The 24250-nt window shown below is 48.3% G+C and carries 20 protein-coding genes and 1 pseudogene; 15 read left to right on the top strand and 6 right to left on the bottom strand.

What is annotated here, in order from left to right:
- Positions 1-4 precede the first annotated feature (4 nt).
- The 14 genes and pseudogenes from BUB86_RS14160 (at position 5) to BUB86_RS14095 (ending at position 18738) form a co-directional block, all read left to right on the top strand.
- Positions 5-2139: pseudogene (locus tag BUB86_RS14160) on the top strand (TonB-dependent receptor).
- A gap of 25 nt (positions 2140-2164) precedes the next feature.
- Positions 2165-3394, top strand: a complete 1230-nt coding sequence (locus BUB86_RS14155; protein WP_073210663.1) for a hypothetical protein — start codon at positions 2165-2167, stop codon at positions 3392-3394.
- Between the two features lie 3 nt (positions 3395-3397).
- Entirely contained in the window at positions 3398-3931 is a 534-nt protein-coding gene (locus BUB86_RS14150) for an MptD family putative ECF transporter S component (RefSeq protein ID WP_073210661.1), read from the top strand.
- Between the two features lie 213 nt (positions 3932-4144).
- The gene (locus tag BUB86_RS14145; protein WP_217653244.1) at positions 4145-4774 is read left to right on the top strand and encodes a TetR/AcrR family transcriptional regulator; all 630 of its coding nucleotides are present in this window, start codon (positions 4145-4147) and stop codon (positions 4772-4774) included.
- A 20-nt stretch (positions 4775-4794) separates the two neighbouring features.
- Positions 4795-7146 (top strand): efflux RND transporter permease subunit, encoded by a 2352-nt coding sequence (locus tag BUB86_RS14140; RefSeq protein ID WP_073210657.1) that lies wholly within the window; start codon positions 4795-4797, stop codon positions 7144-7146.
- A 29-nt stretch (positions 7147-7175) separates the two neighbouring features.
- Positions 7176-7952: an outer membrane lipoprotein-sorting protein gene (locus BUB86_RS14135; protein WP_073210733.1), complete on the top strand. Its 777-nt coding sequence runs from the start codon at positions 7176-7178 to the stop codon at positions 7950-7952.
- On the top strand, positions 7949-9097 hold the full coding sequence (locus BUB86_RS14130) for a DUF1302 family protein (RefSeq protein ID WP_073210655.1): 1149 nt from the start codon (positions 7949-7951) through the stop codon (positions 9095-9097). The genes BUB86_RS14135 and BUB86_RS14130 overlap by 4 nt, the downstream gene beginning before the upstream one ends.
- 174 nt (positions 9098-9271) lie before the next feature.
- Complete coding sequence (locus BUB86_RS14125) at positions 9272-10111, top strand: calycin-like domain-containing protein (protein ID WP_073210653.1); 840 nt, start codon at positions 9272-9274, stop codon at positions 10109-10111.
- The gene (locus BUB86_RS14120; protein WP_073210730.1) at positions 10098-10748 is read left to right on the top strand and encodes an HmuY family protein; all 651 of its coding nucleotides are present in this window, start codon (positions 10098-10100) and stop codon (positions 10746-10748) included. The genes BUB86_RS14125 and BUB86_RS14120 overlap by 14 nt, the downstream gene beginning before the upstream one ends.
- A 13-nt stretch (positions 10749-10761) precedes the next feature.
- Entirely contained in the window at positions 10762-12708 is a 1947-nt protein-coding gene (locus BUB86_RS14115) for a TonB-dependent receptor plug domain-containing protein (RefSeq protein WP_139261644.1), read from the top strand.
- 9 nt (positions 12709-12717) lie between these two features.
- Complete coding sequence (locus BUB86_RS14110; RefSeq protein WP_073210651.1) at positions 12718-17109, top strand: cobaltochelatase subunit CobN; 4392 nt, start codon at positions 12718-12720, stop codon at positions 17107-17109.
- On the top strand, positions 17109-17789 hold the full coding sequence (locus BUB86_RS14105) for a hypothetical protein (protein WP_073210648.1): 681 nt from the start codon (positions 17109-17111) through the stop codon (positions 17787-17789). The genes BUB86_RS14110 and BUB86_RS14105 overlap by 1 nt, the downstream gene beginning before the upstream one ends.
- Before the next feature lie 11 nt (positions 17790-17800).
- Positions 17801-18391 (top strand): MotA/TolQ/ExbB proton channel family protein, encoded by a 591-nt coding sequence (locus BUB86_RS14100; RefSeq protein ID WP_073210646.1) that lies wholly within the window; start codon positions 17801-17803, stop codon positions 18389-18391.
- A 41-nt stretch (positions 18392-18432) separates the two neighbouring features.
- Entirely contained in the window at positions 18433-18738 is a 306-nt protein-coding gene (locus BUB86_RS14095; RefSeq protein WP_139261648.1) for a DUF2149 domain-containing protein, read from the top strand.
- Here the strand turns inward: BUB86_RS14095 and cbiB are convergent.
- The 6 genes from cbiB to BUB86_RS14065 form a co-directional block, all read right to left on the bottom strand.
- Positions 18719-19693 (bottom strand): adenosylcobinamide-phosphate synthase CbiB, encoded by a 975-nt coding sequence (gene cbiB / locus BUB86_RS14090; RefSeq protein WP_073210642.1) that lies wholly within the window; start codon positions 19691-19693, stop codon positions 18719-18721. The genes BUB86_RS14095 and cbiB overlap by 20 nt on opposite strands.
- A 3-nt stretch (positions 19694-19696) precedes the next feature.
- A complete protein-coding gene (locus tag BUB86_RS14085; protein WP_073210640.1) occupies positions 19697-20422 on the bottom strand; it encodes an acid phosphatase in 726 nt (241 codons plus the stop codon).
- 83 nt (positions 20423-20505) lie between these two features.
- Positions 20506-21537, bottom strand: a complete 1032-nt coding sequence (locus tag BUB86_RS14080) for a Fic family protein (RefSeq protein ID WP_073210639.1) — start codon at positions 21535-21537, stop codon at positions 20506-20508.
- Between the two features lie 19 nt (positions 21538-21556).
- Positions 21557-21763 carry a hypothetical protein gene (locus tag BUB86_RS18055; RefSeq protein ID WP_073210637.1) on the bottom strand — a complete coding sequence of 69 codons (207 nt, stop codon included), beginning with the start codon at positions 21761-21763 and terminating at the stop codon, positions 21557-21559.
- A gap of 227 nt (positions 21764-21990) precedes the next feature.
- Positions 21991-22416: a hypothetical protein gene (locus BUB86_RS14070; RefSeq protein ID WP_073210635.1), complete on the bottom strand. Its 426-nt coding sequence runs from the start codon at positions 22414-22416 to the stop codon at positions 21991-21993.
- Between the two features lie 3 nt (positions 22417-22419).
- The gene (locus BUB86_RS14065) at positions 22420-23916 is read right to left on the bottom strand and encodes a hypothetical protein (protein WP_175549512.1); all 1497 of its coding nucleotides are present in this window, start codon (positions 23914-23916) and stop codon (positions 22420-22422) included.
- A gap of 30 nt (positions 23917-23946) precedes the next feature.
- On the opposite strand from BUB86_RS14065, the gene BUB86_RS17295 reads away from it, so the two are divergent.
- Positions 23947-24250 (top strand): transposase (locus BUB86_RS17295; RefSeq protein WP_139261642.1); only part of this gene is annotated, 304 nt, incomplete at its 3' end.

Here is a 24250-nt window from a genome sequence, read left to right as displayed (position 1 = left end):
AACAATGGTAAAAAGATTATTGATAGGATTGGGATTAGCATCGTTCGCTTCTCTTCCAGTCCTATCCAAAGAATATTATATCGAAGAGGATAGCGTACTTACAAAAGAAACCCCAATCGAGCTACGCGAAGTTAAGGTGATGGGACGTAGTAAAATCAGAAAACTTCAGGAGGTAGGCATGCCAGTATCGGTGTTAGGTCAGCGCCAGCTGGAGGGTACTGCTAATAATATCAACGATGTTCTGGCACATGCCACTGGTATCACAGTACGCAACACAGGTGGTGTTGGTAGTGCCTCGCGTGTATCAGTACGTGGATTGGAAGGCAAGCGCATGGGCATATATATAGATGAGGCAGCCATCGGACAACTTAGCGATTACATGTCGCTTAACGATATTCCTACCGACATGATTGAACGTATTGAAATCTATAAAGGCATAGTGCCCTATCGCTTTGGAGGTTCGGCTTTAGGTGGCGCAGTTAACGTAGTAACCAAGGAGTATCCACCCGTATATCTGGATGCCAGCTACGAGTTTGCGTCGTTCAACACCCACAAGCTTAACTTTGCCTTCAAGCGCACCAATGCAGCTACAGGCTTGCAGTTTGGTCTGGGTGGATGCCTGGCTTACTCAGACAATAACTACACGATGACTCTGCAGAACCTTGACAATCGCAAGGTGAAACGCGACCACGACCAGTTTAAGAAGATGATGGTGGGCGGCTCGATTAAAGCCACTAAATGGTACTTCGACGAGGCTAAGTTCGAGTTTATCGTTACAGGCACCAGAGCAGAGATTCAGGGCATCGACAGCGACATTCGCGAGGCATACAACCATTGCATAAGTGGTATTGCTGCCATCAAGCTAGCACGCGATAATTTCCTGATAGATGGTCTCGACTTCGACGGATGTTATAGCTATGGTAAGAACGGACTTGTGGACAAGGCGATGTATCGTTACGACTGGGACGGCAACCGCTATCCTGCTGTGTCGCCTTACGGTGGCGAACAGGGCAACTATGCCTCCGACTCCGACAACCGCACACACGACTGGGTAGGAAAGTTGAACATGAACTACCTGTTGAACGAGCATCACACCATTAACCTAAACCTCTATGCCACACACACACACGACAAGAACCTAAGAACGAGCTCATGGATAAAAGCTTTGGCTACCAGACCAATTTCCCAAGCCGCATGAGTAGTTTTACTGTTGGACTTTCGTACGACCTAACGCTATTTGGCGGCAAGTTCATGAGTTCAACCACACTTAAGAATTTCAACTATAGTTCACGTACCAAGGTACTCGAACATACCTACATCAACAACCCTGTTGACATAAGCCTTAGTCGTAACTACTGGGGCGCTAGCGAGGCGCTACGCTACAAACTCACCAAGGAACTCATGATCAAGGCATCATTCAGCTCAGAGGTACGTATTCCTACCGCCGAAGAACTTACAGGTAACGGCTACTCCATACTACCATCAACCGATCTGGAACCAGAACGCTGCAAGGGGTTGAATGCCGGACTATTGTTCCATCATCCCAACAACTACGGATTCATAGAAATTGAGGCAAATTACTTCTTGAACCAACTAGACGATATGATTCGTTATTAGGCAGATATGATACCATCTATGGCCCGCTATGCCAACTTCGGCAAGGTGGTAACCAAAGGTGTTGAGGGCGAGGTGAAAGGCGATGTCACATCATTCCTTTATTTCTACGCTAACGCCACATATCAGGACCTTAGAGACAAACGTAAAAACGAGATTGGTTCAACAGCAGCCAACCCGACGTATAACAAGCGTATGCCTAACATTCCTTACTTTCTGGCCAATGCCGGCATCGAACTGCATCAGGAGAATCTCTTCGGCGGCAGAGCACAGAACAGCCGTCTGATGGTCGACGCATCGTATATCCACGAATACTTCTACGACTTTGAGATGAGCAAGTATCAGGACCGTAAGATTCCCACATCGTTCACCATCGATGCAGGCATAGAGCATAGCTTCGAGAACAACCGATGGACACTGTCGTTCAAGCTGAAGAACCTTACCGATCGTGTGGTATATTCTGATCTGAACCGTCCTCTCCCGGGCCGTAACTTTGCCGTAAAGATTAAATATATTATGAAATAACTTATAAATTCAAATTATCAAGAACATGAACATTAAACATTTATTCTGTATCGCAGCTCTTGCAGCTACATTTGCTGCTTGCGATAGTGATGACAACAACAAGGGTAACAACAGTAGCGAACCAGAAACAGGTAAGATTCTCTTTTCAACCACAGTCACCAATCCATCAGGCGATAGCGGTAGTGGCTATCTGCAGAGTGTGGGCACACTCGATGGCGGTATTCACTATACCAATGCCAATGCCATTCCTCTTGGCTTCGGCTCGTATCCCTGTGTGTGTAAGAGCGGCAACATCTATGTATTCCCCGATTACATGGGCGGCACCGAACTTAAGCTGCGCCGTTTCATCCTCAACGATGCCAACGAGTTAGAACTTAAAGGCTCCATGCCCCTCCCGGCTAATTCAAGTGCAGCCATCGTTGTAGAAGCTAGTAACGAGAAAGCATACGTATGCTGCCAGAGTCTGGATATGATCATCGTATTCAATCCACAAACCATGACCGAGCTCTCGCGCATCGATGTGTCAAGCCTTCGCAACGAGGGTGTGTCGGCCTATCCTGGAGCCCTTTACATCCGTGACGGCATACTCTATGTTGCCCTCGAGCAGTACAACTCCCAGTGGATGCCACAGGAAAACGCACTCGAGATGGCTCTTTACAACGTAGCCGACGACTCGTTCATCAAGAAGATTCGCAACACATCTCTGGGCCTCTGCGGACCAACACGTCCTATTGACAACCAGTCTATCTTCGAAGACGAGAAGGGCGAGCTCTACATCAACTGCACTGGTTCGTTCGGCTATATCCCAGGTTTCGATGCCGGTATAGCCCGCATCAAGAAAGGTCAGACGGAGTTTGACGAGAGCTATAGCATCAACTTTGCTCATACTAAGATTGAGGGATTGAGCTGCGACTACGTTAACCTGTTGGCTATGTGCCGCTACGCAGGCAATGGTAAACTCTATGCTTATGGATTTGCCTATGCGCTCGACCCCGACAATCCTAACACCTACATCGCCCGTCTGGGTGTACCTGTAATTGTCGACATCTATAACAAGACAGCCAAAGTCATTGACGGTCTCCCCCACTCTAATGGTCACGGTGTGGCTATGGGCCGTCATGGCAATAAGATGGTATATGGTTCTGCCAACGATGAGTACAATGGCTTCTCTACTGTCGACCTTACCACAGGTCAGATTGAAACCAAAGTTGCAACTGTAGAAGGTTATCCTTCGTTCTTTTATAGCTTCGAATAAACAATGAAAAAGATCAATTACCTCAGTATTCTTGGTTTCATTGCCCTGTATGTCGTAACTGTATTTGCTACGGCTTTTATTGGTTATTTACATCCGCTCTGCTGGGTAGGTTTCCCTTCATTAGCAGCATTGCTGGGAGCATTCTCTTATTATCACGTATGCCTTCGCTGGCAACAGTTTGGTGCAGGCACGTTGTTAGGTTTGGTATTCGGTCTGGTACTATTGGTTACTGGCGAGGGCGATGTTATTACGTTTGTCATCATGGCAGCGGCAGGTATTCTTTCCGACATTGTGCTGAAACTTACCTCTCGCCCAGCCTATGCCTATCCAGTACTCGCTATAGGAGTCATCAGCTGGCTCCTCCCACTCTGGACGCGCACCCAATGGTATCATGACGGTGCAGCCGAGGAATTGGGCACAGATTATGCCGAAGGTCTGATGCTACTGGCTTACTGGTGGGGACTCCTGCTCATCGTTGCAGCCACAGCCTTGATGGGTTATCTGGGCATACGTTTGGTAGCAAAATACATTAAATAATATGTTCCAGAATAAATAATCATTTTTAGGTATTGCATGATTCAAAAAAGCGCCGTACCTTTGCAGTCGAGAAATTGAATAAATCATGATAAAGAATAATAGACATCAGACGGGTACAGTAACTGCCAAGAGGACTTACGCAAGCGTGAGTCCTCTTTTTTTTGTGAACAAATTGGAATATTGTTCGTTTTTGAAAGGAGGCACATTATGCAGATGAAAAAGGAATATAAGTGCGAAGTGATAGTTAAAGCAGCCAAGTTGGTGTTTCTCAAGAAAGGCTACACCAAAACCTCCATGCGCGACATATCCAAAGGGTGCGGAATTGGTTTAAGCAATATCTACAATTACTTTAAGAGCAAGGACGAGTTGTTCAGGCATATCGTAGCACCGCTCATCACAGAGTTAGAACAGATGATGAACGAGCATCACAACATGAACGACCAGAAAGAGTTTCTAAGGTACGCACGCGGCGAGAGCGATGAGATGGTAAGGGAGCACACACAGGAGTATCTGCGGCTCATCAACAACTATCGCGACGAGTTGATTCTGATCATGTATAAAGCGCAGGGATCATCGCTCGAGACATTTATCGATGACTACACAGAGAGATGTACACATCAGGTATTGAAGTTTATGGACGAAGTGAAGCGCAACTTTCCTGAGATGAGAGTAATTCACACGCCATTTACATATCATGTGCATACGGTGTGGATGTTCAGCTTCATCTCAGAGGTAATCAAGCATCAGTTAAAGCCTCAGGAGATACGTGATGCCATAGAAGACTACATCCAGTTTGAATTCGCTGGATGGCGAGCGCTAATGAATAAACATCAAACATTATAAATTAAACATTAAACATTAAAATGAAGATTGAAAGGATTAACGAGCTGTTTGCGCGATTTGCCGAGCAGCTGTTGCGGGTGCACTGGATGGCACTCTGTGCATTTGTGCTACTGATAGTGATATCGGTAGTAGGTATGAACCGCATGGTTAAAGAGACATCGTTCGACGACTATTTCATTGAGGATGACCCAATGCTTATTAAGACCGAGGAGTTTAAGTCGCATTTTGGTAATGATTATTACGTAGGCGTGCTTACACAATGCAATAATCACTTTACCAAAAAGAATCTCACCACGCTGCGTGCACTATCTAATGAGTTGCTTGACAGTCTGTCGTATGCCGATAAGGTAACCTCGCTGACGGACATCGAGTTTATGGTAGGTAGCGAGGATGGTATGACCATCGAGCAGATTGTGCCCGATGAGATTCCCGAAGATGGAACTGCTGCAATGGACAGCATCCGTGCCCGTGCCTACAGTAAGCCCCACGTAGCGCGCAAGCTGGTTTCAGCAAAGGGCGACCTGTCGTGGATTATGGTAAAGTTGCGTGCCTTCCCCAAAGACAGCGTGTGGAAAAAAACAAGTACCGTAGCACCTGATATTATAACAGGCGAAGAGGTAGAACACATCATTAAGAAGCCCGAATACGCCTCACTCCACCCCAAAGGCACCGGCATGCCCTACGTTACCCATTGTAAAACCGTATATATAGGTAAGGAAATGGGACGCCTCATGATGATAGCCACATTGATCTGTATGGTGGTGATGTTGTGTATGACCCGTTCGCTACGTGGCGTTATAGCACCTATCATATCAGTTATGGGCGGACTATTTATTACTTACGGCATTGCAGGATTCACCCAGATGTACGTAGATTCAACGGTGCTGATGATTCCTACCATACTTTCTTTTGCCGTAGCCATCGCCTACAACATCCATATCTTCTCATATTTCCGAGGCAGGATGCGTATTCACGGCGAGCGCCAAAAGGCCATAGTAGAAACCATGAAAGAAATAGGCTGGTCGGTATTCTTCTGCGGATTCACCACCCTGGTGTCCCTACTCTCTTTCCTGGTCATCCCCATTCGCCCCATGCATTGTGTGGGCGTTATCAGCTCTATGAGTGTATTGTTTGTGCTGCTTACCTCGTTGGTTATCACGCCAGTATTGCTGTCGTTTGGAAAAAACAAACGCCCCATAGAAGGTTTTACCGAAGATAGCGATACACGCTGGACCAAGGCGATGGTTAATCTTAGCGATGCTGTGCTACGAAATCCGCATAAGATTGGCTGGTCGTTCCTGGTAGTCTGCATCCTGTTGTGTATCGGATTGTGGAAGATTGAGGCAGCCTTCGACATCGAGCGTACCATGGGCGAGAATGTGCCTTACGTTAAAGAGGTTATGAACGTAGGCCGATCAGAACTAGGCTCGCTCTACTCATACGACCTGATAGTAGAACTGCCCAACGACGATGAGGCCAAGGAACCCGACAACCTGAAGCATCTCGACGAGTTGCAACAGAAGGTGGCTGATTATAAGCTAACCAAGCGTACCACTTCGATTCTCGACATACTTAAAGACCTCAACCAGACGCTTAACAACGGCGACACAGCCTATTACCGCATACCAGATACCGAGGAAGAGGTGGCACAGATGATGGTGCTCTATGAGAATGCGGGCGGCACCGAGTCAGAGTACTGGATGGACTACGACTATCGCCGACTGCGCCTGATGGTTGAGATTTCCGACTTCAACTCGGCCCAGGTAGAACGCGAGATGCAGCAGATACAGGCCGATGCCGAGAAACTGTTCCCCGATGCTAAGATAACAATAGTTGGTAACATTCCTCAGTATGTAACCATGATGCAATACCTGGTACGTGGTCAGATGTTGTCGTTTGTTATCTCAATATTGATTATCGGAGTTATCCTGATGATAGCCTTCCAGAGTATCCGTGTAGGACTGATAGGATTGATACCCAACATGATGCCGGCCATATTCGTTGGCGGCTACATGGGCTGGATGGGAGTTCCACTCGACATGATGACGGCTACCCTACTACCTATGATGCTAGGTATGGCGGTCGACGATACGATCCACTTTATAAATCACTCTAAATTGGAATTTGATCGTACCAATCTTTACCATAGTGCCATCCGCCGTACCTTCAGGGTGGTAGGTGTAGCCATTGTCATCACCTCAATCATCACTTCGGCAGTATTTGCCAGTTTCTGTTCGTCGGCATGCATCATGTGTATCAACTTCGGTTTAACAGCCATCATCGGCATCATGTCGGCATTGGCTGCCGACCTGCTGATAACACCTATTCTTGTTAGTAAATGCAAAGTGTTTGGGAAGAGAAGTGAAAAGTGAATAATTAATAGTGATAAATGAATAGTGATATGAAAAAGTTATTATTTATTTTGGCTCTTTGTCTGATGGGAGCAACAGCCGCAAGTGCGCAGAAGTTAACTGGGCGCGACATCATCCAGAAAGTAAAAGACCGCCCTGATGGCGACACGCGCTATGCAGAACTGGAACTGACGCTGAAGAAAAAGAACGGCACCACCCGCCAGCGCAAGGTAACATCGTGGGCCATAGACGAGGGCAAAGATACCAAGAAGATGATGTTCTTTACCTACCCTGGCGACGTGAAAGGAACGGGATTCCTCACATGGGATTACGATCAGATTGGCAAGGAAGATGCCAAGTGGCTCTATCTGCCAGCCATGAAAAAGACGCGCCGCATCAGCGGATCATCGTCGAAGACCGACTATTTTATGGGAACCGACTTTACCTACGATGATATGGGGTCGCGCCATGTTGATGAGGATACTCATAAGTTGCTGCGCGAGGAGGTAAAAAACGGCCATAAATGCTGGGTTGTAGAATCGGTGCCTGTTGACAAGCATGAGATTTACAGCCGCAAGGTGTCGTGGATTCGTCAGGACTGCCTCACAGCTGCCTATGTGGAGTATTACGACAAGCTGAACAAGTTGCACCGTGTGCTCAACATCGACGATGTCAGGAAGATACAAGGATTCTGGACCATCCAGAAGATGGAGATGAAAAATGTACAGACGGAGCATAGTACTGTCATCCTGGTCAAGAATACGCAATACAACGTGAAGATTGATAAGGCCCTGTTTACGGTGGCCAAACTCGAAAAAGGCTTATGAAACACCTTTTGACTATAGCGATAGTATTATTTTTTATTCCTCGTTCTGCCTCGGCGCAGGACGAGGATTCGTTGCGTGTTGACGTCAAGGGCTTTGTCGACACCTATCATGCCGTGCGTACCGAGTCGCCTAACGATTGGATGTCGTCGCGTACCCGAGTGCGTGGCGAGGTTAGGCTTGAGAAAGGCCATGCTGGTGCATTCGTCTCGGCCAATCTCGTTCATAATGCCATTCTTAAAGATCGCTCAGGTTTCCAGTTGCGCGAGGCTTATGCCTATTATAGCGACGACCATTGGGATGCACGAGCTGGCAGGCAAATCATCACATGGGGCGTAGCCGATGGACTGCGACTTACCGACATCATCTCGCCCATGGACTATACTGAGTTCCTGGCTCAGGATTACGATGACATCCGCATACCTGTGGGCGGACTGCGCCTGCGCTACTCGCGCGAAAAATGGTGCCTTGAGGCGGTTGCCGTTCCCGTAAGCAGCTTCTTCGAGTTGCCTACCGACGATAAGAACCCATGGTCAGTAGGCCCCATTCCCATTGGCGATGAACCAAACCATCGTCTGTGTAATATGGAGTATGGAGGCCGACTCTCGTTCTTCCTCAGCGGTATAGATTTCTCGCTGTCGGCTCTACATACCTGGAATAAGATGCCGGTATTCTGCGATGGCATCGGTCAATATCAACGCATGACGATGCTGGGTGCCGATTGCTCCATACCTGCAGGAAAATTTGTTATTAGGGGCGAATTTGCCGAATACCTCGACGAGGCGCAAAGCTTTGGCAGAGCAGCATCGAGCAACGCTCTTATCGGTATCGACTGGTATGCGGGCAACGGTTGGATGCTGTCAGCCCAATATGCCCATAAATATGTGGCAAGTGGCGAACTACGAAACACAGGACTTGCCACACTCCGCATTTCAAAAGATTTGCTTCACAACACCCTCTCGTTGCAGAGTTTTGCCTATATCGATGTTACCAATGGCGGCATCTACAACCGTCTGAGTGCCGACTATGCTCTGAACGATCAGTTGCACGCCACCCTGGGCTACGACTTTTTCCATGCCGACCGCGGCACATTTACCGTCTACGATAATAACTCGGAGATATTCGTAAAACTGAAATACAGCTTTTAAGGCGTTTAAATACCCACTTCTTACTAATCATATTTAGTTAGAGTCTACTTGCATCCCGGCAGCAAAACACCCAATTTTGAGTATTGTGCAGCCGGGATTTTCGTTGTACCTTTGCACTCGCAAATCAGCCAAGGCAAATATTATTTATTATACATATTAATTTTTTAAGGTAAAATGAAAAAGAATATTTTCTCTATGACAGCAGCATTGATGCTGACTCTTGTGTTCACCTCGTGTTCAAACGACAGTAATGATGGAGGTATTAAACTTGAAGAACAAACCTACAAAACATGGAGCAAAGTGGTATTTGCCTATGGCACCATGTACGATGCAAACGAAACAATCACAGTTAGTCAGGAGCAAGTTACTTTCCATTCAGATACATGGGGAGACGGAACCTTTACCGTTAGCGACTTGACACAGAACAGCGATGGTAGCTACCAAATTGCTGCAACAGGCACCATAACTATGGAAGGACATAGCGGCAAGAAAGATTACGAGGCAACTGTGTCGGGTACCATCAACCAGAGTTCACAGAGCTTCATCATCAACATTCCTTCAGTCATGGGTGGTACTGTGCTCAACATAACTGTAGGCCAGATTCCAACCGCTGCTGTAGTTGAAGGCACCTATACAGGTGGAACCTACGCCAGTAGCAAATACTTCCAGCATTATCAGCCTACAAAAGACGAGAAAGTAATTATCAAGGCAAACGATGATCTGTCGGCAGCCTCACTCAGCTACACCTCAACCACATGGGGCGAATTTACTTTCGAGGCAATAACTATCGAAAAGAAAGAAGATGGTTCATATTCACTTGTTGGCGAGGGCAAGACCCTGATGCCAAGCATGCAAGGCGGTACTGCCGAATATACTGCCACCCTGGAAGGCACAGTAACAGGCAAGACACTTGTTGCTACCTTTGCTGTTCCTGGTGTGATGGGCGGCACCACCATCTATTTCAATGCGGCTGATTTCGACGAAGTTTATGGAGCTGCCAATGAATCATTATAAACATTTCATCCTGCTGGGAATGATAGCCCCTCTTATGGGGCTTTTCTCAGCTTGTGACATGCTGGAGGGCGTGTACGACGACCCTCATGTAGACACTCAGGAAGGCCAATACTACATTGATGCCACCGACTATGCACAATGGGTTTACATCAACCTCCATACCGCCACACCCACCATTACCGTTTCTACTATCAATACCGATGATTTTAGCGAGACGGGAGCACCTGCCGAGTGGGACATCGCTCATCATCGTTATGATGTAAAGACCAACGGTGCAACTGTGATGATGACTCCCTATCACTCTATCAAGGAGTTAGAGAACGCAGGAATGCCCCAAGAAGGAACATGGGTGGAGGACGAAGAGAGTGAGCAATGTATTACGGTCGACATGTCGCACATGATGGAAGGCTATCTTACCTATGCCCCAGGTCACAAGAATCTGGAGATTGGCAAATGGGTTGAGGTTGACACCAGCACCATGCCCCCCATCTATGCCATGAACGACAACGTGATGCTGCTGCGATTGAACGACGGCACCTATGCTGCCATACAGCTGGCCAACTTTATGAGCAACGACAGTTATCAGATAAAAGGCTGGATGACAGTTAATTACAAGTATCCCATAGACTTTAAATAAAACTACAGAAGTGTTGAAAAAGTTACATATACTATTTATGATAGGGCTGTGTGTATGTGGCACAGCTTACGCTGATGAAGAACCTGCCGATACCTCCGTTTGGAATAAGGACCCGTTACAACTCGAAACGGTAGTAGTTACAGCCACACGCACCCCAAAGGTACTCAAAGACATCCCGGTATTGACACGTGTTATTACTGCCGAGGACATCAAGAAGGTAGATGCCACAAACGTAAAGGATATGCTGCAGCAGGAAATCCCGGGCTTGGAGTTCACCTACTCGATGGGGCAGCAAGTACTCAACATGGGTGGCTACGATGGAAACAACATTCTCTTTCTGATTGACGGCGAGAGAATGGCTGGCGAGTCGATGAACAACATCGATTTCTCGCGCCTTAATCTGTCTAGTGTCTCACGTATCGAGATTGTGAAGGGTGCTGCCTCTACACTCTACGGTTCATCGGCCATGGGCGGTGTTATCAATATCATCACCAAAGACCCCTCTGCTACCTGGGCGGCTAATGTTAACTCGCGTTATGAAGGAGCTACCAAGGAATGGCGACATGGGGCCAGCGCTGATTTCAACTTCGGAAAGGTCAACTCGCTTACCACCTTTCAGATGACCGATGCCGATGCACTTAATCTGGGCGAAGATTCATCCCTGCCCACTTATGGCAGCAAGTCATACAACGTGAAGGAGCGCCTTATCTGGCAGGTAACCGATGCCCTGAAGTTGACTGGGCGTGCAGGCTACTTCTTCCGCGAACGCGAGTCGAGTACCGTTAGTCACGAACGCTATCGTGATGTGAACGACGGGCTGAAGGCCGATTGGCGCATCAACTCGCTGCAAAACCTAGAAGTGGCTTACAGCTTCGATCAGTACGATAAGTCGGACCTCAGTCTGCTCACCAATAAGGACATTCGCGATTATTCCAATCGTCAGCATATCGGGCGTGCACTTTACCATCTGCAGTTGCCATCTTGGCAATCGCAGTTCATAGCTGGTGCCGACTACATGAATGATTACCTCATGACTTATCAGTTCTCCGATGATCAGAACAATCGTTCACAGAATAGTTTCGATGCGTTTGTACAATGGGACTACTCGCCCTCTAAATACTGGGAGTTCATTAGCGGTCTTCGTTATGACTACTTCTCGGCCTCGGCAACGGGAAAGCCCACATGGAAGCTGGCGGGTATGTGGAAGAACACACATCACAGCATCCGTGCATCCTATGCATCAAGCTTCCGCGCCCCCTCGCTTAAAGAACTCTACATGAATTTCTTTATGGGTGGCATATTTATGATTTACGGCAATCCCGACCTGAAGTGCGAAACAAACCATCATTTTTCTTTGACGTGGGAACATCATGGCTCTTTAGGCTACAACTTCAGATACAGTACAACTGCTACAGGTCACTACAACTTCTTTAATAACTACATCACTACCGCCACGGTGCAGCGTGATGGGGTTTACGGACAGATGTACACCAATATCGCCAAACAGCAGATTGTAGGTGCCGACATCAATGCACAACTTCACCACATCAGCGGTTTGAGCACCAAACTTTCGTATGCCTTCGTCAAGAACATTGTGGAAAAGGGGAAGCCCGACCTCACCGCAGCGCGTCCGCATTCGCTGACCTGGCGACTGGATTACGACCATCAGTTCACCCGCAATTACGGGCTATATGCAGCCTTGTCGGGACGTTTCCTGTCGGCTGTCGATGTCACAGAATATACCTCTACTACCTTAGAGGAAATGACTAATACCCATTACGACGGTTACTCACTCTGGAAGTTCAGCCTCTCACAGCGATTCTTAAATGGTATCACACTCAATTGTGCAGTAGACAACCTCTTTAACTATCGCCCCAAGAACTACTATGCCAACTCGCCAGTCACTCTTGGCACAACACTTACTGTAGGACTTTCAGTAGATATCGAGAAACTCTTTTAACAGATACAAATGAACAGAATCAAATATAAGAAGAAGTATATTTTCCTTAGTATTCTAGCTTTGATAATCATAGCAGCGCTAACCGCATTCTGGCGTTCTATGTGCAGCAGCACAGATGTGGCTTTCGTGAACTATCAGGTTATCACCCTTGGCGAGATATCTAAGGCCAACGACAACAGTTTTATCCGTCTGCATGAAGCCCAGCTAGCCGACATCGATGATTGGAGCAACTATGATGTAGTGCTTATCAACGGCATGGGTCTTCGCATCACAGAGGAACAGCGCACCCGATTGCAAAAGCTGGCCGATAACGGATTGAAGGTATTGACCACAGCCACCACTAATCCCGCCAACAACATCGTCAGTATCGATGAATGGGACGCAGATTCGTTAAAGCAATATCTCTCGGCTGGCGGTAGAAAGAACTACCGCAATTTCCTGAACTACCTTCGTAACGAGGTCGACGGCAAGCTCTTTTTCCTGCATGAGGTGGAACCTGTGGAAGAACGTGAAGCGCAGCTGCTATACCACCCTGACCTGAAGAACACAGAGGCCGAAGAGCTGAACTTTACCTGCATCCGCGATTACAACCAGTATCTCAGCGAAAACGGGTTGTTGAAAGATGGTGTACCTCGTATTCTGATTACAGGTATGATGGGTGATGCCACCGACCTCATCAAACGCTTGGAAGCCACCGGCAACGTAGTCTATGCCACTCGCGATCTGGGCACACTTATCAAGACTCAGGCCATCGACAGCATCCAGCCTGCCGCCATAGTGAATATGGCGCACGGACGCATGGGCGACTTTGTGGTTGACTACCTGAAGAAGCAGAACATACCGCTATTTTCTACAGTCAACGTGAACCGTATGACTGCCGATTGGGAGGCCGACAAACAGGGCATGCAGGGAGGTTTCTTCTCGCAGAGCATCGTCACGCCCGAAATAGACGGTATGATTCGCCCCTTTGTGCTCTTTGCTATCCGTGAGGGAAAGGAGGGACTGCCCGAAGCCTACACCATACCCGAACGATTAGAGACATTTGTGGATGCCATCAATAAGCACATCAACCTGAAACGCATTGCCAACAAGGATAAGAAAGTGGCCATTGTCTATTTCAAAGGCCCTGGTTCTAACTCCCTCACCGCATCAGGATTAGAAGTCGTGCCGTCGCTTTATAATCTATTGGTGAAGATGCGTGAGGAGGGTTACAATATTCAAGGTTTGCCGGCATCACCCGATGCACTCGCCACGCTGATTCAGCGCTCTGGTAGCATATTCGGCACTTATGCCGAGGGTGCACAGGCCAAATTCATGAATGAGGGCAGACCCCAGCTCGTCAGCAAGCATGATTTCGAGGGGTGGACAAAGCAACTCTTTACCCAGAAAATGCAAGAAGAGATGCATCGTGTAAATGGTGATTATCCTGGCAACTATTTTGCTAAAGACAAAGAGACACTCGGTTTGCCTATTATTCAACTGGGCAATATCGTCCTGATGCCGCAGATGCCAGCCGGAACAGGCAGCGACACTTTCAAGATGATACATGGCACAGAAAGCGCACCACCCTATCCCTACATTGCGCAGTATCTATGGATACAGAACGGTTTCAAGGCCGACGCGCTTATCCACTTTGGCACACATGGTTCGCTGGAATACACACCAGGCAAACAGGTGGCACTATCACAAGATTGCTGGAGCGACCGACTCATTGGCGCATTACCCCACTTCTACCTTTATACCATTGGTAATGTGGGCGAAGGTATGATTGCCAAACGACGCACCTATGCCTCGCTGGTATCCTACCTCACCCCGCCTTTTATGGAGAGTAACCTACGCACGCTCTACAGCAAGCTGAGCAATGCCATCGAGGCTTACAACAAAGCACCTAACAACAAGGCCTCACTGGCAGTTAAGGCTGTCACCATAGAGATGGGAATACATCGTGAACTGCATCTTGACTCTATTATGAACAAGCCCTATACCGAGGCTGAGATAGCACGCGTTGAGGCTTTTGCCGAGGAACTGATGAACGAGAAGATTACCAGTAGATTCTATACGCTAGGCGTTCCCTACGATATGGAGCGCATCAACTCTTCGGTTTATGCTATGGCTACCGAACCGATTGCCTATAGCCTTCTGGCACTCGACAAAATGCAGAAGCGGGCAGCAAGCGACGTAGAGAAACATCAAACCGTTTTTACGGCTCGTTACCTTCATCCTGCCAAGGCTTTGGTAGGCAAACTCTTGAACCGTCCCGCTGATGTAACCGATGCCGAGATTTGCCAGATGGCTCATATCAGCCTGACTGACTTGCGTCGTGCCCACCATATCGATTCTGTCGTTGCTGCGCCACAGCAGATGATGAGTATGATGCAGAGCATGGCCAACGAGGTGCCTGGTGCCAAGCAGAAAGTGCCTGCAAAGCAAAAGACCCAGAAGCACGCTGGTCCATCAAAGAAAGATATGACCAGGATGCGTGAAATGGGAAAAGGCATGGATCCCAAGAAAGCACTCGCCATCGCCAAGATGATGGGTGCCTCGCCCGAGCAACTCAAGAAGATGAAAGAGAGCATGCTGAAGGGAAAGAAGGGACATGCATCTGATGCCCACGCCGACCGCAAGATGGCCAACATGTCGCCAGCCATGCAGGCAATGGTCGACAAGGTAGCCGAAGCATCGATGCTAACCAAGGCCGACAAAGAGTTCTCGCATGCCGTACTAGAAGTAGAACGCACCATGCGCAACGTAAACAACTATAAGACGGCCTTACTCACCTCGCCAGGTATCGAAATGAAGAGTCTGCTCAATGCATTGGCAGGAGGTTATACGGCCCCGTCGCCTGGTGGTGATGTCATCAGCAATCCCAATGCTGTGCCTACAGGCCGAAACCTCTATGGTGTGAATGCAGAGACCTGCCCTACAGAACAGGCATGGGAAAAGGGAAAGGAACTGGCTGAGAACACCATCCGCCTTTATCGCCAACGCCACCATGACAGCATTCCACGTAAGGTAAGTTACACATTGTGGTCGAGCGAGTTTATCGAGACAGGCGGAGCCACTATTGCACAATGCCTCTATATGCTGGGCGTAGAACCCATTCGCGATGCCTTCGGAAGAGTAACCGATATCCGTCTCATCCCCTCAAAGGAACTAGGTCGCCCGCGCATCGACGTGGTGGTGCAGACCTCAGGTCAGTTGCGCGATTTGGCAGCTTCACGCCTGTATCTCATCACCCGCGCCGTAGAAATGGCATCACAGGCCAAGGACGATGCCTATCCCAACAGAGTATCCGAAGGCGTGATGGAGGCCGAACGCGTGCTGGTGGATAAAGGTCTATCGCCAAAGGAAGCCAGAGAAGTGAGCACCTACCGTGTGTTTGGTGGTGTGAACGGCAACTACGGCACAGGCATACAAGGTATGACGATGGCAAGCGACCGCTGGGAGAAGGAGTCGGAGCTGGCCGAAGTGTATCTCAACAACATGGGCGCCTTCTATGGCAAGGCCGACCAATGGGAAAGTATGCGCCAATACGCTTTCGAGGCTGCGCTGGCAAATACCGATGCGGTGATTCAGCCTCGCCAGTCGAACACATGGGGCGCGTTGTCGCTCGATCACGTCTATGAGTTTATGGGCGGCATGAATATGGCTGTTCGCAACGTAACCGGTAAAGAGCCCGATGCTTATCTCTCCGACTATCGCAACCGCAATCGCGTAAAAATGCAGGAAGTGAAGGAGGCCATTGGTGTCGAGAGTCGCACTACGCTCTTCAATCCCACCTATATCAAGGAGAAGATGCAGGGAGGCGCCAGCGATGCCAATGTCTTTGCCGAACTGGTACAGAACACTTTCGGATGGAACGTGATGAAACCAGAAGCCATCGACAACGAGATGTGGAACGGCATCTATGACACCTATGTCGAGGATCAGTTCCATCTGAACACCCGCCAATTCTTCGAAGACAAGAATCCTGCTGCCCTGCAGGAGATGACGGCCGTGATGATGGAGTCGGCCCGCAAAGGCTACTGGAAGGCTTCAGCTTCGCAACTAAGCAAGATTGCCAAGTTGCATACGGAGCTGGTAAACAAGTATGGTGCCAGCGGCTCGCAGATGGTGAGCGACAACCAGAAGTTGCAGAACTTCATAGCCGATAAGGTGGATGTCGCTTCGGCCCAGGCCTACAAAAAGCAAATAAGCGAAGTGCGCCAGGAGAAAGTGAGCGACAAGGATGGTAAGGTACTGAAGAAGGAGGAGCTTAGTGCTACCAGCGATACAACCACATGGGTGAGCAACCTGGTTGTAGCCATCGTTGTTATCGTATTCCTCGTTCTGATGATTCTGTTGATCCGTCGCCGCCGACAGACAGCGAACTATGCGGATTCTGATAATACTGAAAGCTGATGGAAACCGTTGTCTGGGTCATGATTCTATTGGTTTGCTTCAACTTCGTGCTGAAGCAAACCTATCGCAAGGCATGGATGGTTGCCGCCATCTCGGTGGTTTGCGCCCTGTTTGTTGCCCTCACATGGCAATGGGCCATCGAACAGAGCAAGTCGCAGCTGAATGACTGGCTGAACAATCCTGCGCTGATGCTTGACACCGCTGTGATACTAAGCATAGAGGTCATCATACAGATGGCTTACTGCATCATGGCGGTTCATCTGATGAATACAGGCAAGGTGCGCCGCCGCACCATATTAGTTTACAGGCTACTGCGCTGGTTCCCTGGTCTGCTCATCTTTCCCGTCCTGTTTCATCTCGAAACCAGGTGTATGTTCTGGCTAACGGGAATGGCTTTCACCACCATCGCCTACGGATTGGCTATTGTGGTATTACTGGCTATTCCAGCCTTGGCATGGGCCATCAAGTGGCTTATTCCTGAAAAGGAGTTACGCCTGGAGGTATTCTTCCTCTCTAATGCCCTCATTGCTATTCTTGGCATCATTGCTACGGTAAACGGCCGAACGGCTGTGGCTGGCATTTCCGAGGTAAACTGGGGCGCGCTTGGCGGCATGCTCAGTCTGATGCTTCTGGGCGGCATCGCAGGATTTACTATTTTTCGATTAAAACATAACAAATAAAAACATAAGATATGCATTACATTTCTGATATCCTTTATTGGATTTCTACCGGTTTGTTAGTACCCGTTATTGTGCTTCTCATTATTCTGTTCGGACGCGCGCTGCTGCTTATCGGCAGCTTCTTCGGACAATACCTGTCGGTTCGTAAAACAGAAGCGCTGTTGAAACAAGAGTTCAACACACTCGACAAAGATACCGTTTCTACTTTACCCAAACGTTTACCCAAGGGTCAGAAGTCGCTCGTAGTCAACCACATACAGCGCATGCTGCAACATCAGAACAGCGAGGCACATCTGCAGAAACTGCTCTCCGACTTCGAGATAGCATCCATGGCCGATCTTGCCACAAGCAAGACACTCGCCAAGATGGGACCGATGCTCGGACTCATGGGTACGCTCATCCCCATGGGCCCAGCCCTGGTGGGTCTCTCAACTGGCGATATCGCCTCGATGGCTTACAATATGCAAGTAGCATTTGCCACCACAGTTGTGGGCCTATTCTCTGCAGCCATAGGCTTTATCACAGGCCAGGTAAAATCTCGCTGGTATCAGCACGACCGTGTAAACCTCCAGTTCCTGGCTGATTTATTGACCGAAAAATAAGAAGCGCGATGTTGAAAAGAAAGAATCATTCCCTGCTCAATATGGTCGATGACGACGACCCGATGTCGGTAGTCAGCAACCTCTTCGATGTAGCTATGGTGTTTGCCGTTGCCCTGATGGTGGCGCTCGTCACACGTTACAACATGACAGAGATGTTTTCGCAGGAGGACTTCACAATGGTGAAGAATCCTGGTAAGGAAAACATGGAAATCATCACTAAGGAAGGTCAGAAGATAAACCGTTACACCCCCAGCGAAGACCAATCGAACGCCGACGGCACGAAGGGTAAACGCGTGGGCATAGCCTACGAACTGGATAACGGTGAGATTATATATGTGCCAGAATAAGGCTTACGGCTAGCGCCAGGGCTACCATCAGTATTTCAGCTGTTCGATTCACTCGGACAGCTGTTTTCATATCTGCTGTGGTCAGTTCGCGGTCGTTTTCGCCGATGTAGGGTTTATCAAACACTTCGCCGAAGTACTTGTGCGGGCCGCCGAATCGGCAATCCAGTATGCTGGCAAGTGCCGCCTCTGGGTAGCCGCTATTGGGCGAGGCGTGGCATCGTCCGTACTTATGGACGAAATTGAACATTGACCATTCTTGGCGATGCCAAGCGGCAGAGCCGAGCGGAACATTGAACATTATCATCAGTAAGGCCGTGAGGCGGGCGGGGATATAGTTGGCCACATCGTCGATTCTAGCCGCCACGCAGCCAAACTGCAGGTAGCGCTCGGTATGATAACCTATCATCGAGTCGAGTGTGTTCACCATCTTATAGGCCAGCATGCCTGGTGTGCCCAGCAGCATGAGCCAGAACAGCGGTGCTATCACGCCATCGCTCAGGTTCTCGGCCAGCGTTTCGAGGGCAGCCTTACGCACCTCTTGTGCCGTAAGTTCCGATGTGTCGCGACCTACGATACGAGCCACCTGCGCCCTACCCTCTTCGAGCGAACGATCCAGCGCCAAGAACACCTCGCGAACCTCTTTGATAAGCGTGGTTCCTGCCAGACAGTAGAACACGATGATAGCATCAAAAAGAATAACGAGAAGTGTGGAGAGAGGAGTGTGGAGTGAGATTTGTAACGTATGTCGGATAAGCCAACTAACACCAAACACCAGCAGGATTAAGACTACAGACATTACGGCACCTTTCAGCTTGCGATACTGCCCACGGTTCAGCCGTTTCTCGCCAAAGGCAATCATTCGCCCGAACCACACTATCGGGTGCGGCAGTCGCTCAGGATCGCCAAACACCAGATCCATCAGCCAACCTATGAATAACGAGATAGGATTAATCATTTTTTATCTGCTGAGTTTCTCGAACTCCTTTTTAGCGGCTGCCATATCGTCGAGAAAGGGCTTGCAGGTATGCAGGCGAGCATAACATGCAGCGGCCAACATACGCGAGGCATCTACGTCGCTCTGCCAATGGAATCCTGCTATCACGCGACTCTGTCCCCATTCATAGCCAAGTTTAAAGAGTGCATCCTGTGCTGCAGGATTAATCTCGCAAAGCAGCAGAGCCATTCCCCATCCACGAACGGTATGTCCTGAGGGATACGAACCGTTGGTCCTTAACTCTTCTTCCTCTGCAGGAACCAATGTTGGCTCATTAAAATACACATATGGACGCTTGCGCATATACGTTGCCTTGGGTTTTGTTGCACTCAAACGGATAGTCAGCACAGCGCGCTCTACTACCTTGTAGATGGCTGGTGTTTTCTGTTTAGAAATCTCCATTCCGAAGGCACTGCAGAACTGCGGCACCATGTCGGCCACTTCATAAGCAGCCTCGCGAATGGCCTTTTGTGCTCGAAGCGTGTCGAGTCGCTGCTGCTTTCCCCAGTAATACTGCGATATGTCGTACATAAACTGCGATGATCCAGGTGCAGGTGGCGAAGGCAGCCAATAAACTGCATTAGGAACTTCGTCGGCTGTCAGATATACTTTGTCTGACTGTTGAGCAAATGCAATATTGCTCGAAAGGAACATCGCTATTATCAGCGAAAGGATTGATTTCTTTTTCATATTCTAAAGTTATTTGTGGGCAAAGATACACCGTATTCGGCTTCTGTGATTCCCTGCATAATGATTGTTGGTTGCTGTCGTTATTACTTATTGATAATCCAGTACCCGCTCTTGTCGCTGCCTTCCCTGGAGATAACTCCAAAGTCTTTCAGTTTCTTCAATTGTTTTTCCACCCCTCGTTTGCTGATACCGACATGTTCCGCAATTTCTTTAGCAGTCATTCCTGGTGTTTCATTGAGAAGAAGTAGCAGTTGCTTTTCGTTTGCACCGAACTTTATTCCGAACTTTACACCGAACTTTACACCGAACTTTGCACCGAACTCCTTATCGATAAGATTGGTGTCATCTGTAGGTAATTCCTCTCCTTGATGCGATTTCAGCGTCTTATATATCTCGTTCAGCATAAAGTCGATGAAAGGCCCCGACTCTCCGGCGTTAGTGCTGGCAGTAATAGCATCATAATATTGCTGCTGATTACTATAAACCATATTCTCCACTGGCAGATGCTCGAACAAGGGGTGCAGTTTGCCTAAGATGAGCGACTGCCACAAGCGTCCTGTTCTGCCATTGCCATCAATAAACGGATGGATAAACTCAAATTCGAAATGAAATACACAAGAACGAATCAACAAATGGTCCTTCGAATGTTTCAGCCAGTCAAAGAGATCTCCCATCAACATGGGCACACGATCGGCAGGAGGTGCCAGATGCACTAACCCCTTTTCGCCAAACACGCCCACGCCTCCATGTCGATAATGCCCAGGATTATCCACCAAAGCTTGCATCATTACGGCGTGAGCTTTCAGCAAGTCCTTTTCCTTAAAAGCATCGAGCGTTGGATACATCTCGTATGTCTTAATGGCATTCTTCACTTCCTGAATCTCCTTGATAGGTGCTACTACGTTTTTGCCATCGATAATGTCTCGAACCTGATCTTCGCTCAGCGTATTACCCTCGATGGCCAGCGAAGAGTGAATGGTTTTGATACGATTAACCTTACGAAGTCGCAATCCATCTTCTTGCTCCAAACGGATAGCATAGCGTTCTATCTGACCCGATATTTCTGCTATCAGATTGATAGCCTCAGCACTTACTGTAAACGGTGGTATATACATAGTTCTGTCTCCTTTTTTATCATTTTACATCACCTACTTTTATTTCACCAGACATAAGTTTTGGAAGAAGGGTGTCTCGGAGAGTGGAAAGACGACGAGATTCTAATTCGCTATTGACTATTTGCAGATGAATGGGTGCCATTAATGCATCTATCTTGTTTAGGTCTTCATCACTTGGAACCAAGACCATCGCTATTATCAGCGAAAGGATTGATTTCTTTTTCATATTCTAAAGTTATTTGTGGGCAAAGATACGTTTTTTTTTATTAATATGGAAGTTTTTTTGTATTTTTGTTTGCTCATATTAGATATATATGTATCTTTGCAGCGTCAGAATGTACACAAAAGGGACGGTTCTTTTTGTGTACATATGGTAAGAAAAGCCGCCGACACCCCCATCTATGGAGCCTGTCGGCGGACATTCGTTTAGAGATAAGCCCCTTTAGTCATACCTCATACATCATTTCTACACAGCTCCCAACCTCGCAGCATGGCAAAGTAATCTAGGGCGGTGGTGCCGGTTTCTTGTATCGCCATGGCGGCAGCTACAGCCATCCAGCGGGCGGGCTTATCCGATGGGATGCCGATGGGCTCATCAGGGGCGATGCCGGTTAATCGGCTCACATTATCAATATACGCCCGCGTGTTGTTTTCATTCGGCGGGGCCCATTTCTGGATAATCGCCCTGATGGTAAAAAGCCGGTACGTGTGGTAGTAGGTACGCGTAAGCAGCCAGAAAGCTGCCCGCCAACCATACTCCATCGATTCAAACTGACAGAATGCTGCGTCAGTCTGCTGGGCCCTGAGGCCCTTCCACTTATCCTTGCTTCGGCGGATATTCAGTGGATTATTGTTCCTAAATCCTCTTGGTGTCATCATTATCTATTCTTTTTTACTATACTTTAATTTATACTCCTCAGTTTTACAGTAGCAGTTCGACACTTCGTCGAATACAATGTGGCCTCGAGTGGCCCACGTTCTCAGCGTTGACTCTCCATCGCCTTCACGCCCCTGAGTCTGTCGCATCAGCTGGTATTGCTCTTTGGTAAACTCATCGGGCAGCAGTTCCAGCAGGTTCTGAGGTCCAGACTGGCGCTGAATCTCCATCTCCTCGCGCAGTTCCTTTTCCAGTTGCTTACCAAAATAGAGCATCTTGCACCAAAGGTTATACTGCGAGCTCCAGCGCACAAAGTCGGCTATGGTCTTATCCCAGCGGTAGCCGTGGGCTATATAGAGCACCATTCCCTTGAGCCAGGCAATCACGTTGGCACGATACGACAGGATGCGGAAAGCCTCGCTTTCGTACAGACGGCAAACGTCATCATTTTCGTTTGCTATATCAAGTGACAGGCGTTTGGCCTGCGGGCATAATATCAGTCCGCTAGCAGCCTCCAACCGGTCGATATAGGGCTTCAGTTCCTCAGCGAACTTATCGTCGTAGATACCAATAACGGGGCGAGGCGAACTATCATCCGTTTTCTTGATGATGGTCGATATGTCCAGTCGACCCAATGTACCATCGTTCACCATTTTATAGAAAAACTTACGGGCGTTGGTAGGCGTTGTCGAGGCGTTGAAGTTCCAGCGCAGCGGAGCGATACCGCTCACAGAGTCGGCGCCTACGCGCTCCTGACCAGCCAGAGAGTTATCGAAAGCCTTACGTATAAGCAGGCCCACAACGTCGATAGAGTTCTTCGATGTCACCTTCTTGAGCGAATCTATCTCATCTACAATGGTGTAGATGTAGCGCTGACCGTTGTTGTTCACATCCACGATACGCTGGTTAAATACCGCATCCGTCAGGTCATCTATCAGCATCTGTATGCAGATGTCTGCTGGGCGCGGATCCTTATTCTGTTTGCCTGATGGATTTTTCTTCTTCCACTCAGCCTCTCGCTGTCGGTTGGGCGCATCGCGTTGCTTGATATCTTCCATGATGTAATCTATTGGCTTCTTGATGGAGCCCTTACCTACAGACTGGCGACCGATGAGCACGTTCATAAACGTGGCCTCATGTTCCACATTATCCCAGTAGCGAAACTTTACGCCATGGAGATGTGCACCCAGCGCGGGGAATACGGTGCTGGCCACAGCGGGTTTATACAGATCGGGCACTTTGCTGGTTAGCAACTTAATGAGTGGCGGTAGACGCTTGGGCAGCGGCGGTGGCGTGGTTGCGGTGCCACCACAAGCTTTTACTCCGGCCTCCGATTTCAGCGCCTGCAGCACCTGTTTCATTCGCAAAGGCATGCCTTTCTTAGGCTCTTTAAGAGTGTTTTCAAGTGTTTGCCGATACTCTGCAGCATCTTTGGGATCACACTTCCCGTCAGCCGTCATCCAGTAGTTAGGTATCTGTCTTATACTGATATAGGTTGACACATTTAGAAACTTAATAAATGTGTTAGACTTATGAGAATTTTAAATCCAAGGATTCCAGAAGAGAAGAAAGCGGAGATTATTTCTGCTTATTTGAATGGTACCAACAGTTATGAAGAGTTGGGAAAGTACTACAATGTTGAGCCAAGTACGATAAGATGTTGGGTAAGCCGGTACAGAAAATCAAAAAATGTTGTATCTTTGCAGGCGGATACCAAACCGCTTGAAGATATGGCACGTAAAAAGAAAGAGGAGAAATCTCCTGAGGTACTGGCACTCGAAGCTCGCGTTCGTGAGTTAGAGTTGCAGAATCTGGCCCTGAACACGCTGATTGACG

It is taken from the genome of Xylanibacter ruminicola, assembly GCF_900142525.1.
In the GTDB taxonomy this organism is placed as follows: domain Bacteria; phylum Bacteroidota; class Bacteroidia; order Bacteroidales; family Bacteroidaceae; genus Prevotella; species Prevotella ruminicola_A.
This window is presented reverse-complemented; position numbering and strand designations above follow the sequence as displayed.